The sequence below is a fragment of the Dactylosporangium darangshiense genome (assembly GCF_039537565.1).
Classification (GTDB): Bacteria; Actinomycetota; Actinomycetes; order Mycobacteriales; family Micromonosporaceae; genus Dactylosporangium; species Dactylosporangium darangshiense.
Window position 1 is genome coordinate 58,957 of sequence record NZ_BAABAT010000004.1, and the last position, 15,196, is coordinate 74,152.

Annotated in this window: 12 protein-coding genes; 4 read left to right on the forward strand and 8 right to left on the reverse strand. The window is 69.4% G+C overall.

Annotated features, from left to right (window positions below; all coding sequences use genetic code 11):
* Positions 1-23: 23 nt before the first annotated feature.
* The 3 genes from hpt (at position 24) to folE (ending at position 3,549) form a co-directional block, all read left to right on the forward strand.
* The gene (hpt, locus tag ABD901_RS10055) at positions 24-599 is read left to right on the forward strand and encodes a hypoxanthine phosphoribosyltransferase (RefSeq protein ID WP_345123721.1); all 576 of its coding nucleotides are present in this window, start codon (positions 24-26) and stop codon (positions 597-599) included.
* Between the two features lie 212 nt (positions 600-811).
* Positions 812-2,815 (forward strand): ATP-dependent zinc metalloprotease FtsH, encoded by a 2,004-nt coding sequence (gene ftsH / locus ABD901_RS10060; protein WP_345123723.1) that lies wholly within the window; start codon positions 812-814, stop codon positions 2,813-2,815.
* Between the two features lie 62 nt (positions 2,816-2,877).
* On the forward strand, positions 2,878-3,549 hold the full coding sequence (folE, locus tag ABD901_RS10065) for a GTP cyclohydrolase I FolE (RefSeq protein ID WP_345123726.1): 672 nt from the start codon (positions 2,878-2,880) through the stop codon (positions 3,547-3,549).
* A 32-nt stretch (positions 3,550-3,581) separates the two neighbouring features.
* Here folE and ABD901_RS10070 read toward each other — a convergent pair whose 3' ends face one another.
* The gene (locus ABD901_RS10070) at positions 3,582-5,633 is read right to left on the reverse strand and encodes a hypothetical protein (protein WP_345123728.1); all 2,052 of its coding nucleotides are present in this window, start codon (positions 5,631-5,633) and stop codon (positions 3,582-3,584) included.
* Between the two features lie 177 nt (positions 5,634-5,810).
* Here ABD901_RS10070 and ABD901_RS10075 point away from each other — a divergent pair, with 177 nt between their 5' ends.
* The gene (locus ABD901_RS10075; RefSeq protein WP_345123730.1) at positions 5,811-6,437 is read left to right on the forward strand and encodes a hypothetical protein; all 627 of its coding nucleotides are present in this window, start codon (positions 5,811-5,813) and stop codon (positions 6,435-6,437) included.
* Position 6,438: 1 nt separating this feature from the next.
* On the opposite strand, the gene ABD901_RS10080 is transcribed toward ABD901_RS10075, so the two are convergent.
* The 7 genes from ABD901_RS10080 to ABD901_RS10110 all read right to left on the reverse strand — a co-directional run bounded on the left by ABD901_RS10080 (position 6,439) and on the right by ABD901_RS10110 (position 14,904).
* On the reverse strand, positions 6,439-7,068 hold the full coding sequence (locus tag ABD901_RS10080; protein WP_380137106.1) for a hypothetical protein: 630 nt from the start codon (positions 7,066-7,068) through the stop codon (positions 6,439-6,441).
* The gene (locus tag ABD901_RS10085) at positions 7,065-8,204 is read right to left on the reverse strand and encodes a M23 family metallopeptidase (RefSeq protein ID WP_425556683.1); all 1,140 of its coding nucleotides are present in this window, start codon (positions 8,202-8,204) and stop codon (positions 7,065-7,067) included. Before ABD901_RS10085 ends, ABD901_RS10080 begins: the two co-directional genes overlap by 4 nt.
* 2 nt (positions 8,205-8,206) lie before the next feature.
* On the reverse strand, positions 8,207-8,491 hold the full coding sequence (locus ABD901_RS10090; RefSeq protein ID WP_345123734.1) for a hypothetical protein: 285 nt from the start codon (positions 8,489-8,491) through the stop codon (positions 8,207-8,209).
* 264 nt (positions 8,492-8,755) lie between these two features.
* Positions 8,756-10,645 (reverse strand): DMT family transporter, encoded by a 1,890-nt coding sequence (locus tag ABD901_RS10095; protein ID WP_345124571.1) that lies wholly within the window; start codon positions 10,643-10,645, stop codon positions 8,756-8,758.
* 41 nt (positions 10,646-10,686) lie between these two features.
* Positions 10,687-13,398, reverse strand: a complete 2,712-nt coding sequence (locus ABD901_RS10100; RefSeq protein WP_425556674.1) for an ATP-binding protein — start codon at positions 13,396-13,398, stop codon at positions 10,687-10,689.
* 806 nt (positions 13,399-14,204) lie between these two features.
* Complete coding sequence (locus tag ABD901_RS10105) at positions 14,205-14,579, reverse strand: hypothetical protein (protein WP_345123738.1); 375 nt, start codon at positions 14,577-14,579, stop codon at positions 14,205-14,207.
* 10 nt (positions 14,580-14,589) lie between these two features.
* On the reverse strand, positions 14,590-14,904 hold the full coding sequence (locus ABD901_RS10110) for a hypothetical protein (RefSeq protein WP_345123739.1): 315 nt from the start codon (positions 14,902-14,904) through the stop codon (positions 14,590-14,592).
* Positions 14,905-15,196: the final 292 nt, after the last annotated feature.

Here is a 15,196-nt window from a genome sequence, read left to right on the forward strand (position 1 = left end):
CGCCGATAGTGCAGGCTTGTCGCATGGCCGACGGCACCACCTGGCACTCGTCCGACATCGACCACGTGATCGTCAGCGAGGAGCAGATCCGCGAGAAGACCGCGGATCTTGCCAAGCAGGTCGCGGCGGACCACGCGGACGCCGAGTCGATCCTCTTGGTCGGCGTGCTCAAGGGCGCCGTCATGTTCATGGCGGACTTCGCGCGGGCGCTCGGGAGGGTCGGGCCGCCGGTCGAGATGGAGTTCATGGCCGTCACGTCGTACGGGCAGGGCACGACCTCGTCGGGGGTCGTTCGGATCCTCAAGGACCTGGACCGGGACATCGCCGGGCGGCACGTGATCGTGGTCGAGGACATCGTCGACTCCGGGCTGACGCTGTCGTGGCTGCTCAAGTACCTGGAGAGCCGGTCGGCCGCGCAGGTCGACGTCGTCGCGCTGCTGCGCAAGCCCGACGCGCTGCGGGTGAGCATCCCGGTGCGATATGTCGGATTCGACATCCCCAACGAGTTCGTGGTCGGATATGGTCTCGACTACGCGGAGCGCTACCGCGATCTGCCTTTTGTCGGCGTGCTGAAGCCCTCGGTGTACGGGCGCGGCTGACCTGCGCTTTCCTGAGAGTCTGCTGAGAGCACACCCTCCCCGGCCTACGCCGATCCGCGACTGTCGTACCCACGGTGTACCGTCAAATGGTCGCAAGCGTCAACTGAGCCCAACCTTGGCGGCGCTTTCGGCACCGCGTCGGAATGTGGGTCCGGCGCGGTCGACGGCCTTACGGATGGAGGGGCCGGGCGCCAAGTGCGCCCGACGACAACATGGAACGTACCCGTTTGTTCCGCCGGCCGGTGGTCTGGATCCTTCTGGTGATCATCGGTGCCATTGTGCTCAGTTCGCTGTTCACTGGTGGCCCGAACTACACGAAGGCCGACACGTCGTTGGCACTCGAGCAGCTTCGCAACGGCAACGCGAAGAAGGCCGTGATCCAGGACAAAGAGCAGACCATCAACCTGGATCTCAAGAACAAGGTGCCGGTCAAGGGCACGGAGACGAACAAGATCCAGGCCCAGTACCCCACGGGGTACGCCGACGAGTTGCAGAACGAGATCAGCACGCTGAAGAACCAGGGAAAGCTTGACGAGTACAACGTCAACGTCACCCAGGACAACATCTTCATCAGCCTGCTGATCAACCTGCTCCCGATCGCGGTGCTGGTGGTCCTGCTGCTGCTGTTCATGTCGCAGATGCAGGGCGGCGGCTCACGCGTGCTCAACTTCGGTAAATCGAAGGCGAAGCTGATCTCGAAGGACACCCCAAAGACGACGTTCTCCGACGTCGCGGGGTCCGACGAGGCCGTCGAGGAGCTGCACGAGATCAAGGACTTCCTGCAGGCGCCGGCGAAGTACCAGGCGCTCGGTGCGAAGATCCCGAAGGGCGTGCTGCTCTACGGGCCGCCCGGCACCGGTAAGACGCTGCTGGCCCGCGCGGTCGCCGGCGAGGCCGGGGTGCCGTTCTACTCGATCTCCGGTTCGGACTTCGTCGAGATGTTCGTCGGTGTCGGTGCCTCCCGCGTCCGCGACCTGTTCGAGCAGGCCAAGGCCAACGCGCCCGCGATCGTGTTCGTCGACGAGATCGACGCCGTCGGCCGCCACCGCGGCGCCGGCATGGGCGGCGGTCACGATGAGCGCGAGCAGACGCTCAACCAGCTGCTCGTCGAGATGGACGGCTTCGACACCAAGGGCGGCGTCATCCTGATCGCCGCGACCAACCGGCCCGACATCCTCGACCCGGCCCTGCTGCGCCCCGGCCGCTTCGACCGGCAGATCGCCGTCGACCGGCCCGACATGGAGGGCCGCAAGGCCATCCTGCGGGTGCACGCCAAGGGCAAGCCGTTCACGCCCGACGTCGACCTCGACTCGGTGGCCCGGCGCACGCCCGGCTTCACCGGCGCCGACCTGGCCAACGTCGTCAACGAGTCGGCGCTGCTGGCCGCCCGCAACGACAAGCGGGCGATCACCAACGACTTCCTCGAAGAGGCCATCGACCGGGTCATCGCCGGCCCGGAGCGGCGCACCCGCGTGATGAGCGAGCACGAGAAGAAGGTCACCGCATACCACGAGGGCGGTCACGCGCTCGTCGCCTGGGCGCTGCCCCACTCAGCACCCGTGCACAAGGTGACCATCCTGTCCCGCGGCCGCTCGCTCGGGCACACGCTGGTCCTGCCGACCGAGGACAAGTACACGCAGACCCGCTCCGAGATGATCGACACCCTGGCCTACGCGCTGGGCGGTCGCGCCGCCGAGGAGCTGGTCTTCCACGAGCCGACCACCGGCGCCGGCAACGACATCGAGAAGGCGACAGCGCTCGCCCGGTCGATGATCACGGAGTACGGCATGAGCGCCAAGCTGGGCGCCGTCAAGTACGGCACCGGCGAGGGCGAGCCGTTCCTGGGCCGCACCATGGGCCACGAGCGGGACTACTCCGAGAAGGTCGCCGCCGAGATCGACACCGAGATGCGCTCCCTCATCGAGATCGCGCACGACGAGGCCTGGGAGATCCTGGTCGAGTACCGCGATGTCCTCGACAACATCGTCGAGGAGCTCATGGAGAAGGAGACCATCTCGCAGGCGGACATGGCCCGCATCTGCGCCCGCGTGGTCAAGCGCCCGCCGATGGCCCCCTACAGCGGCAACGGCCGACGCCGGCGCGCGCTGCCCGAGTCCGGCGCCAACGGATCCGAGATCACCCAGCCCGTCGGCGTCACCGGCGACGAGCACGTGCGGATCATCAGCGGCGGCGAGACCCCGGACGGCGCACACTGAGCGAGATCAGCAGCACCGAGCCCGACGCCGATGACGGCGTCGGGCTCGTTGCTGACCGCGAAGTGGTTGGCCGCGAGTTTGTTGACCGCGAAGTTGCCGACCGCGAGCTCGACCACGTCGCCGCCCGCCTGGTCAGCGGCAAGCTCGGCGGCGTCGAGGTCGAGCGCAACGTCGACCTCAAGCGCATCGAGGACGCCGTCCGGGAGATCCTGGTCGCGATCGGCGAGGACCCGGACCGCGATGGCCTGCGCAAGACCCCGTCCCGCGTAGCCCGCGCCTACGCCGAGCTCTTCGCCGGCCTGCGCGTCGACCCCTCCCAGGTGCTGCTCACCACGTTCGAGGCCGACCACGAGGAGCTCGTGCTCGTCCGCGACATCGAGGTCCAGTCGATGTGCGAGCACCACCTGCTGCCCTTTCACGGCGTCGCGCACATCGGCTACATCCCCGGCGCGGACGGCCGCATCACCGGGCTGTCGAAGTTGGCGCGGCTCGTCGAGGTGTACGCGCGGCGCCCGCAGGTGCAGGAGCGCCTCACGTCGCAGATCGCCGACCTGCTGATGTCGCAGCTCGATCCGCGCGGCGTCATCGTGGTCATCGAATGCGAGCACATGTGCATGTCGATGCGCGGCATCCAGAAGGGCGGCTCCCGGACCATCACGTCCGCGGTGCGCGGCCTGCTCCGCGATGACGCGAAGTCGCGGTCCGAGGCAATGTCACTGATCCTGCACGGCTAGCCTTCCCCCCGATTTGGTACCGCGGGAGCTCCCTAAAAGAAGATCAGGACTCCGCCGAACACCAATACGGGTATCAGAGCCAACAGGCTGATGACGATGCCGAGCACCGGCGTCCGCGATGTGCTCTTCCGCGTCATCGCACCGATCGTGAGCCACCCGAGGCCGAAGGCGATGGCCGGCAGTACCAGCGCGCAGGGCAGCGCCAGCAGCCCGATGCCGTCCGTGTCGCCGGCCATCATCATCGGGATCTGCACGATCGCGGCGAGGAGCGCGAAACCGAAGTAGATCGCGGCGTTCACCCACACCCGGCGGTTGGACGCCGCCTGCCGCCCGGGCGCCGCCAGGTCCGCCTCAGACTGTTTCAGGCCGGCAGCGGCGATGCGCAGTGCCCTGGACACCCTCCCGGGCACCGAGTCCGGCACGGGCGGGCTCAGCGGTTGCACGACCCCCGTGCCGACGACCCCGACGGCCCCGGAGACGGGGATACCACTGACCCGGTGCGGCACGCCGCTCACCGGCACGCGCGGGATCGCACCGGTGTTGTGCATCCCGGGCGGCCCGCTGCGGGGCACCACCACCGGGTACCCACCGGTCTGCGGCAACCCGGGCGGCGCGCTGCGCGGCACGACGATCGGGTATCCGCCGGTCTGCGGCATCAGCGGCGCTCCCGCAACGGCCGGCGTCCCCGGCATCGCAGAGGTCGGCGCCCCAGGCGGGGCGGGCGGCGCGCTCGTCGGCGGCCACGGCGGCGCGCTCACCGGCGGGATGGCGACGCGCTGCCCCTGCGCCCAGGCGCCCGCGGGCCCGCCGAGCATCGCGGGCGGCGGGGGCGGTGCCATCGGCGCGCCGCGGCGCGGGTCGACCGGCTGCGGCCCGGCCGTCAGCGCGGCGTGCGCGGCCTGCGTCTCCTGCCACGACGGGATGACGTCGACCGGCCGTCCGCCGGCCTCGCCGACCACCTCGTTGAGGTACGCCTGGTGGTGGGACAGCTTCCCGCGGATCGCCGCCAGGTCGGCCTGCGCGGCCTTCAGCGCCGCCTTGTGCTCGGCGACGATCGCGATGACCTCACGCCGTACCGCGTCCAGCCGCTGCCCGGCGGCGACGTAGTCCAGCCACGCCTTGCGGCTCGGCTCCCCGACGGGCACCGGCGGCGCCGTCCACGGCCCGGTCAGCTGCGCGCACACCCGCCGGACGAGTTCGGCGGGCGGGTCGGGATCGAGGTACACGGGCGCGTTGAGCCGGCTCGGCCCGGTGCCGGTCCCGGAGAACGTCGCCCCCGGCGGGTCACCGACCCACGCGTGCGGGTTGCGGATCGCGATCTGCGTGGCGTGCGGCAGCGGCGCCTGGGTCGTCTCCTGCGTCAACGGCGGCGGCGGCCAACCGGCGGCGATCAGGTGCAGCCGCCCCGCGGGCCCGGCATGCGCCAGCCCGGCGATCCGCGCCAGGTCGCGCCCCTCGGTGAGCTCGGGCAGCGAGGCGATCACGATCAGCAGCGTCGGCGCCGGCCCGTCCGTGCGGGCCGCGAGCCACCGCTCCCCTTCATCCAGGACCGCGCGCAGCCCTTCCGCGTCCGTGGCGGGCGGCGGCATGATCGCGTCGATCCCCGTGAACCACCCGAACGTGGACCCGTCCACCACCGCGTCGATCGTGCGGATGCGCACCGACCCGGGCGGCGAGGAGGCCAGCAGCCGCAGCACCAGGCTGCGCAGCAGCCCGGCCACCCGACTGTCCCGCGCGTCCGCGTCGATCGCGATGTGCCCGGCCCGCAGCAGCGGCACGATCACCGGAAAGCGCGCGTCGTCGAGCGGATGCGCCTGCCCGACTCTCACGAACGTGGGCGGCAGCGGCCCTCCGAGCGGCGTAGCGGGCGCCATCGCGTCCAACTGCGCCCCGAGCCACCCCGGCGCGAGCATGGCCGCGTTGGCGCGCAGCCCGGCCGCAAGGTCATGCTGCTCGGCGTACTGCTCGGCGGGCGCGGCATTGGGCGAGTACCCGTCGAGGATCGGCCCAGCGGCACCGACCAGCGCCGCGGCGTGCCGATGCTGCGCAGCCGCTCGCTCGATCCGTGCCCGCAGGCGTGCCACCGTGCCCCTTCCATTCCAAGCCAGATGCGGGAACGGTAACGCAGACTGCGAACCCCGTCAGCAGGCACACGCCCACCACCACGTTGTCGCAGGTAGCCGCCCCCGCCTGAACACGATCGTCCCCCACCCCGGCGCGGGAATGTGCCCACACGCCGCGGTGCGGCTAGCCTCGTGAGCGTGGACCCATCGAAGCCGAACGACCCGCGGGTGGATTACGGGCAGCCGATCCCCCGTCCCCGCAAGGCCGGCGATGATGAGGTCCTGGAAGGCGAAATCATCGACCGCGGCGTCCCCATCGGCCGCCCCAGCCCCAGCACACCCCCGCCACCCCCACCGAAGAAGAAGCCAGCCGCCACCCGCCGAACGATCCTCTGGACCCTGTTAGGGATAGCTGCCTTCATATGCCTTGGTGGCATAGCGGCGACGTATGTGTTCTACAGAAAGGCCGCCGAGCCTGATCGGGGCAGCCCTACCGTCACCCTAGTGCAGTATGTTGAGGCGAAGTTCAACAGTCGTGACGCCATCCACGCGGCCGACTTTGAGTGCTCATCGCCTCATCTGCAGGCCATAGATCAGGCAATTAATGCGATTCGCGCGCTCGAGGTTAAATACAACATCGCGATCAGCGTCTCAGTGTCCGATCTGCAGCCGGCGGTGAGAGGCGCCACTGCCGACGTCAGCGCTCATCTCAACGTGGCGATCCCCGAAAGCAGCGGTGTGGACTCAGTCCAGGTTCAAAAGTGGTCGTTCCATTTCGTCAATGACGGAGGCTGGCGTATCTGCGGTGCCGATCGGCTCGGTTGAGCTACTCCACCCACAGGAGGTGGATGGGGACCTCCAAAGTCTTTGGGGGCTGGCCGCTCCACGCCCACCTGTACCAGTCCAACTCCCGGCACACGCGGATGCAGATGTCGCCCTCGGCCCCGCTGTACGCCTCAGTCACCGCCCGCAAATCCCTCTGATCGCGGCCGGTCTTGTCCTCAGGCCCCGGAACCCGCACAACCCGCAGGCCGGTGACGACCCGAACGTCCCGCGCGGGGCGCGGCGGCCGCGAGGGCGGTGCGTCGAGCGACACCAGCCCGAGATCGTGTCCGGCATCGGGGGAGGGCGGCGTGACGGCGCTGGAGACGCGCTCGACCCAAACGCGCTCGAGGGGAACGAGCGGCGCGAAAACCTCGGTCTGCTCGGATTCCGCGCGGTACCACTCCTGCTCCGGCAAAGCCGGCACGAAGGTTCGGCTCGCCTGGATGACGGTGTCGTCGATGCGTAGGTCGCAGCGCCAGCCCAGGCCGGGCACGCCGACCACTGCCCGGCGGCCGCGCAGGTCGCGCAGCGTCGAGGCGGGGACCAGTTCGATGCCGGCCGGCGTTCTTGCGGTACCGCTGGACAGAAAATCCCAATCGGGGAAGTCCGCGTCGCCGGGGTCGTCGCTCACGGCTTGATGCCCAAGGGTGCCCCCATCCGCTGCATGAACGGTACCGGGTCGATGGCGCCGTTGCTGCTCGGGTCGCTGTTGATGTGTACCTCGAAATGCAGGTGCGGGCCGGAGGAGTGGCCGGTCGTGCCGGAGAAGCCGATCTCCTGGCCGGGCGCGACGTGCTGGCCGACGACGACGCTCGGCTGCTTCACCATGTGGCAGTACCGCGTGAGCAGGCCGTTCGCGTGCTGGATCTCGACGTACCAGCCGCACCCGAGTACCGACGGGGAGCCGTCGCGCCAGCAGCCCCATTCGGTGCCGTTGGCGAGGTGGGCCTGGCAGCGGACCTTCACCACGATGCCCGCGGCGGCGGCGCGGATCAGGGTGCCGCGGTCGACGATGAGGTCGACGCCCTGGTGCGTGGGGCGGGAAGCGGTGCGGAAGCCGGAGCCGACCTCGCCGTTGACGGGTGCCGTCCAGCCCGAGGCCGCGACCTGCTCGCCGCTGACGCACTGCAGCTTCGTCGAGCCGCCGGCCGCGCGCGCCGCCCCGCCAGTCAGCGAGTTGACGACGGTGCTCGCGAGCTGCTCGTGCTTGGCGTACGCGTCCGGGTACGCACTGCGCTGCACCTTCTGGGCGGCCTGGGTGAGGCTCATGCGCTCCCACCCAGGGATGGTCAGCAGCTTCTCGTAGAACTTCCGCGCGGCGTACTGCGGATCCATGACCTCCGCCGGCGTACCCCACCCCGAACTCGGCCGCTGCTGGAACAACCCCAGCGAGTCATGATCGTTGCGCGCGCCGAGGTTCGGCAGGTTGTGCAGGTCCGACTCCTGCATCGCGGTGGCCACGGCAATCACCCACCCCCGCGGCGGCACGTTCAGGTCCTGCCCCACCCGCACGATGATCGCGGCGTTGCGGACCTGCTCCTCGGAGAGCTCGTGGTGGTTCGGCATCTTGGCGGCGGCGTCGACGAGCTGCCCATTGCCGCACCCGGCGTCGTAGGTCTGCGTGTTGTTCTTCGCATCGAAGAAGAACGCTACGACCCCGCCCACGCAGCACACGAGCAGCAGCAGGGTGCACAACGCCACCAGCAATGCCGAACGAATGACGCCTTTCCGCTTTGGTACCGCAAAATCTTCGCCTTCCCCAACAATGCTCACGCCGCCTCCCAGTCCAGCGAGGTGACCTGCCACCGCCCGCCGGCGACCTGCAGCTCGAGCACGATCGCCCCGCCCTCCGCCGGGAACTTGGCCACGGTCACCGCCCCGGTACCCTGCAGCTGCACCGGCCCCGTGATCGTCGCCGTAGGCACGTCCGCCGGATCGGTCTCGGCGAGCGAGGCCATGAGCTCCGCCGAGGCATCGGGCTTGAGCGCCGCGCGCCACTGATCCCCGCTGATCCCCGGCTTGCGCAGCCAGGCTTTGGCAAACCGAGTGGCCACGGCGGAAACGTCCGCCGCCCCTTTACTCAGCGACGGCGCCGCCACGACCGACTCGTCAACCCCGTCATCCCCGAGCGAGGAATACGGATCAGCCGACGTCGGCACAGGCGCAACGGTGGGCCCGAGCGCATCGTTCGCCGACCGCCCGCTCCCGTCGTCGAGCACAGTCCGCCCCAGCCCGACGGCCACCAGCACAACGACAACCAAAACCAACGCGATGCCGTACCGCGTCCCGAGCAGCCGCAGGACCGTCCGCATCGCCGCCTACCCCGGCATACTCGCCGACTCAGGCCGCCGAGCAGGCGCCCGCCCGCCGTTGGACCGATCCGAGTCGGGCCGATAGATCGAGTACGAGGGCACGTTCTCCGCCGGCAGATCCGGCTCCTCCCACGACGACTCCCGCCGCCGCCGAGCCCCTTGCGCCCGCCCCGTCTCGGGCCGCTCCGCGCCCCCCGAGCCCACACCAACGCTGACCGAGTCCTCACTACGAGCCTCGGGCCGCTGCGACGTCTCGAGCTCACCCCCACGATTCCGCGGCTCCCTGGTCCCCCCGGAATCGACAACCTTGAGCACGGCAGCCTGCCGCACGTCACGCATGAACAGCCGATGCCAACTCCCCGCAGACGTGAGCGCGCGGGAAGAGTCCTTACCTCCAAGCTGGGTAATCCGCCGATATGGCCGAAGCAACAACCACCCAACGACCCCGGTAAGCCAGATCAGCAGTACTTGGAGCCAAGGCGCGAGCGTGGCCGTCTTTAGAATCAGCGTTACCGCAAAGAGGTAGATCGCCGACCCGGTTCCAAATATGACGATGTTGAACATTGCGGCGATTACAGCGTTTCCGAGGCGACGCAGGCCCGCATTTGCTGGTCGCAACAGTCCGAACGTGCCGAGGATCGGTGCGGCTATGACCGCCCAGCGGAAGAGCAGGAACCCTAGAATCACCAGAATGGACGACGTTAGGTCGAACAGTGCAAAGAAAAGTGCCGAGAGAATGGCAAGAAATCCCGCGCCGATTCGATCCATTCCCTTGCTGCCTTGAAGGTGTTCATAGGCTTCGGGATCTTCGGTCTTGATCTGTTCGGCGATCTTCATCCACCGTTGCTGCTTTTGCTCGATCATGACCTTGCGCATGGTGGACTCGATCGGTGGTCCAGGGCGATTCTCGCGAATTCGCTCCTCTTCGTCATTGGCTGCGCGGCGCTCGTCGGCGCGAATCGTCTCGATTTCCTTCCACGAGAACGACCTAGCGTCATACAGGGCCGGGCCGTACTTCTGGGCAGTCTCGCTGTCGGACGACCCGAGCGTTCCGCGGAGCCAGTTGTCGTACAGGAGGCCCTCAACGACCGTGTCGCTCGCGCGAACAGCAGGGGGTCGAGGATCCTCGCAGGCCTGCCGGTCGGGATTGCGGCACTCGTCCGGGGGGACTGCCTGAGACGGTGGCCCGACCGCCTCGTGGATTATTCCGAGACTTGATACCAACCCGTGGTCTGCCAGGCTGGCCGACCACGTGGGCCATCGCGCGATGCCGGTTATGAGGACCATCACAAAGATCGCCCAGCCGGCGGTCGTTACGGCGTTTGAGAGATCCGACTGCCGTGAGCGCCATAGTAGGTATAGGCCTACAATTGCAAGCGTGATTCCGCCGAATACGGTGAACACCTTTTCGTAAACGGCCTTCGTGGCTTTCTCGACTAGGGGATCTGCCCAGCCCCACATATACGATGGATCCCATGCGCGTTCACGCACGGCGTTCGAGGCACCTATGATTGACGTAGCGAATAGGAATTCGCCGTTGGCGACAGTATTTTCGAGATCGGCGCTGGGATTGGTGACGGTTGACGCACACTTGAGATCGTAAGTCGAGAAATCGTATCCAGCGTAGCCATATGTGCTGTAGCGGAATCGAAGCCGAGATACGTCAGGAATGTCTGGTTCTTTGGCGAACCAGCCTGCCATCCCTGAGTCCGGTGCGCTGGGTGTCGGGGCGTCGAGGCAGCTTAGCCGTTGTTGAATATCAACACGCAGCCGATCGGTGCAGCTTTGGAAGTTACCCGGGACACGCCAAGCTTCGGCTGTGCAGAGGGGGTCGCCGGGGGCTTTGGTGGGGGAGGCCGTTGCGGCGGAGGTTGGGGCGCCGAACAGTGTGGCCATTGCCGTGACGAGGACCACGGCCACGTACACGGGCAGGCGTCTCACCGATCATCCTCCGGGTCGTCGTCGCGGATGTCCACGACCTCGCCGCCGACCGTGGTCGAGGGGGTTTGGGAGCCTGGGGTGGTGTCCAGGTAACGCAGGAGGTCCTGTACGTACGACACGTCCACGCGGACCTTCTGGACGCGGCCGTCCACGTCGCGCATCACGAACTCGCGGAAGCCCAGGCGAGACGAGGAACTCGTGTCGACCTGGGAGAGGGCTGCCAACGTCTGCTCGTAGCCCACATCGGTGGGGACGCGCAGGAGGCGGAGGGCCTCGGCGGCGATCTCGGCGTCCTCGGCGATTCGGCCGACGAAGACCGTTGAGACCAGGTTTTGCACGTCCAGGCCGAGGATGTCCTTCGGGTTCTGGGAGGCGACCAGGGCGGCCAGGTTCCACTTGCGGGAGTCGCGGGCCAGGCGGACCAAGAAAGAGCGGCCGGAGCGCCAGCCCTCCATGAAATGGGCCTCGTCCAGGCCGACGAGTTTGCGCTGGGACATGTCGCCGCCGTAGCAGCGGCGCACGGCCAGGCGGTGGGCGGTGTGGAGCATGGGGAGGGCCAAGGACTCCTCGGCGGACCAGTACTCGCGCTCGATCTTCAGGTCGGGCAGGCGCAGGCCGGCCATGGTGATGACGGTGAGAGCAGCGTCCGGGCCCAGCAGGCCGCTCGGCGGGGAGCCGAAGAAGAGCATGGCCAGGGGCATCTCGGCGGTGTCGAGCAGGAGGTTGCCGAGCTCGGCGGCGTCGTGGTCGCCCGTGTCGCGCAGGGCTCGGATCACGTCCTCGAGCGTCGAGGACTCCTCGGCGGGGACCTGGCGGACCGCGTGGCGCAGCATCGTGGCCGTTGACGCCTCGCGGGCCACCTGTGGGGGTACCAGCATCATGCAGATGTCCTGCACGAGCATGCGGCGCTCGGCGCGGGCGTTGGAGACGGCGATCTCGAACTCGCGGTCGCCGGGTGGGCCGGGGGCGTAGTGTGCCCGCTGCGGGGTCGGGATCAGCGCGTACGGCGCCAGGGTGCCCTGCTCGGAGCCGGTCAGGTTGAGAACGCGCGAGTACGGTGCCAGCTCCGGCATGCTGCACAGCCGGGCGAGCGGGCCCGACGGGTCCAGCAGGGTCACCTGCACGCCGCGGCGTGTGGCCAGGTAGCCCAGGGCGCCCATCAACGTCGACTTGCCGCCGCCGGGCTCGGCGACGAAGACGGCCAGGCCCGAGCGCTCGCGCACCTCCATCGGGAAGTGCAGGTCCAGGAAGACCGGGCGGCGGGAGGTGCCGGCGGTGCGGCCGATGAGGTCGCCGCGGCGGTCACCGACGGTGGAGGCGGCCTGCGGCAGGGCGGCGGCGAAGAGCTTGACCGGCATGCGGCGCAGGTAGCCGGTGTTGGCCAGCGGCTCGCCGGGGATGAACTCGCGGGCGAGCCAGTCCTGGTTCTTGGGGTGCTGCAGCGCGACGCGCATCTCGCGGGAGTACAACTGCGTGACCCGCCGGGCGCGCTCCAGGCACTCCTCACGGGTGCGCCCGCCGACGGCGATGCGGTGCCAGCCGTGCGCGCGGGAGGAGTCGACGGGCAGGCCGGTGCTGATCTCGTCGCCGATGGTCAGGGCGCGCTTGGCCAGCCGCTCCAGCTCCGGCGGGGCGTCGATGCCGTGCTCGGTGTAGTCGGCCTGCTGGGAACGGATCAGCCGGAGCCGGTGCTCGAGGTTGCGGAAGGAGTCGCCCGGGCCCAGGATGTCGATCCGCGAGGAGAGCTCCATCGGCCACGGCAGGCGCTCGTGGAAATGCAGCCAAGGTTCGTGGCGCTCGGGGATCTCCAGCGGCTCCATCCGGCCGACGGTGAGCACGGCGACGTGGCGCTCCTCGCCGGTGACCCGGTTGACCAGCTTCACCGTGGAGCCGTAGGGCGTGCGGTACCGCTCGACGGCCTCGGTCAGCGCGAGCAGGTCGCCGGAGTCCCACGCGCCCTCGAGCGTCGTGATCTGGCCCGGCGGTGACATGCACAGCGCGACCGACCGGTACAGCAGCCACTCCAACTCGGCCGAGGTGACCCGCCGCCCGCGCATGCCGAAGGCGCCCAGCACCTCGTCGAACTGCTCGACGGTGCGCGCCATGCGGCGCCGCTCGGCGTCGCCGACGCCGCGCTTGAACAGTGCGCCGATGCGCTCGGCGAAGGTGTCGCCCAGCGTGCGGCGGGCGAAGGCGATCCCGAGGTACGTCTGGCCCTCGGCGTGGTTGATCGACAGCAGGTGCTTCTGCGCGGCGACCAGGTGGTCGGCCCACGTCGGGCCGGCGCCCGCGGGCAGCGGGTGCGGCGTGTTGCCGTCGACCACGCGGGCCCACTGGTCGGCCGGGAACGGGCGCGTGGTGCGCCGCAGGTGCAGCCGGAAGCCCGCCAGGCCGGCGAACTGCTCGGAGATCGCCGACAGCAGCGCCTCCCGCTCGGCGTCGGGCCGGAACGCCCAGCGCACCTCGGGCAGCCAGTACCAGGCTGTGACCGTGTTCGGCGTGAACGTCAGGTGCCCGGCGATCTCGGTGATCGCCAGGTCGATGGACGAGCCGCGGTCCTTGTGCTTCGGGCGCGGCGTGCGGTCCAGCGGCGTCTTTTTGCCCCGCTGGGGCGGCGGCTGCATCCGCGGCGGACGCGGGGGCTGCTGCACGGGCAAGGCGCGGTCGGGCGCGGTCCGCCGGGCCGGCGGCGGTGGCGCGGTGGTCACCGCCGAGACGTTTTTCCGAGGTGTACCGCTGGTGCCCGCCCCACCGCTGCGCCCCGGCGGCAGAGAGCGCTCCGGAGCGCGGGCCGGCATCCGCTGGGACGGTAGCGCGGGCCGCTCCGGCGCGCGGACCTGATCGCGCGGCGCGCGATCGTCTCGCGCCGGCCGGTCGTCGCGAGCCGGCCGGTCGTCTCGCGCCGAGCGGTCGTCACGGGCCGATCGGTCGTCACGGGCCGATCGGTCGTCACGGGCCGATCGGTCGTCACGGGCCGATCGGTCGTCACGGGCCGATCGGTCGTCACGGGCCGATCGGTCGTCACGGGCCGGGCGGTCGCCCAGCACGGGCCGGGTCGCCAGCCGTTCGCCGTTGGTGCGCGGCGGCTCGACGGGCCCCCGCGTGGACCGCTTCGGCGCGCGCAGGTCCTCCGGGGCTCGCGGCGCGCCGGACGTCGGCGCGGCCGAGACCGGAATCCCCGAGATCGGGCGCACCCGATCGGCGCGCCCGGCGCCGGGCTCGAGGGCGCGGAGGCGGTCGCGCGGCGGCCCGCCAGGCGAGTCGTCGAACAGCCCCAGGAAGGGCGAGTCGACGTCGGGCGCGGGCTGGCCGCTCACAGGCCGCTCGGCGCCGCCGCGGGGCGGACGGGGACCCTGTGCCTGCGGCCCGGGGGCCCCGGTGCCGCGGAACATCGCGACGCGGCCGCCCTCGGCCGCCGCGCGCAGTCCCCCATCGTAATCGGTTGACTGCGCAGCGTCGTCATCAAGGTCCGGCCGGTCCTGGTAGCCCCCGGTCTTACGGGGCGGCGGAGTGGTCATACGAGATCACCGGTGAGTTCCGGGCGGATGCGCACCTTCGAGGCGACCAGGCGTGCGTCGCGCAGCTCGTTGCTGGGCTCGCGAGTGTGACGCCAGTCGGTCAGGGCGGTGCGGACCACCATGCGGGCAGGTCGATCGGGGTCGACGTAACGGAAGATCAGCGACGTCGCCACGATCGCGAGTGCGATCTCGTAGGCGGGGAAGTAGTCGACGTGCAGCGTGATCAGGTAACGGATGAACATGAACAGCGGCACCAGCAGCGCAAACACCCCGTACTGCGCGTAGGGCAGCTGCACGGGCAGTGTGTAGCCGGGCGGTCCGAGGTAGACCAGACGGGCCCGGTAGATGTCGTCGTCGGTGCGCAGGCGCATTTGGGTCCGCCTACTTGAAGATCAGGCTGACCAGCGAGTCACCGAAGAAGAACAGCGACGCGGCGCCGGCGACGAAGGCCAGACCGATGATCGCGATCGCCGAGCTGGTGAGCACGCGGGACACCTCGCCCTTGCTGGCCCGGCCGATGAAGATCACGCCGAGCACCGCGAGCAGGATCGGCACGATCTTGGTCGTGAAGAAGTTCAGGATGCCGTCTGTGTTGATCGTCTTCGGTTCGGGCGTCGGTGTCGGAGCGAGGGCGATCGCATCCACGGCATGTGTGGCGGAGCCCCACAACGCCTGGCCGATCTCCATCAACATCATCAGACCTCCCCGGAGGCGCGACGGGCGAGGTGCGCGCCGCGCGTTAAGCCTCGCCGAAAAGACGACCCTGCGGTATCACCGCAGCTGCTGTGTCGCTCCCCAGCGGAACCTTATCCGGGCGTTTGTCCTGCTAAATGCCCATTGTCGGGTTTAACGGTCCGAATAACGTTCACTTGCAGAGAGTACGGTGCAGCCCTCTTTCCAACAAGCTGACCGATGCGTGGTCAGTGTGCACAGTGTGCCTCGTGTGACGTTCCGGCGGCGTCCCTCGGAGGTTGTCGCAGGTCGCCAC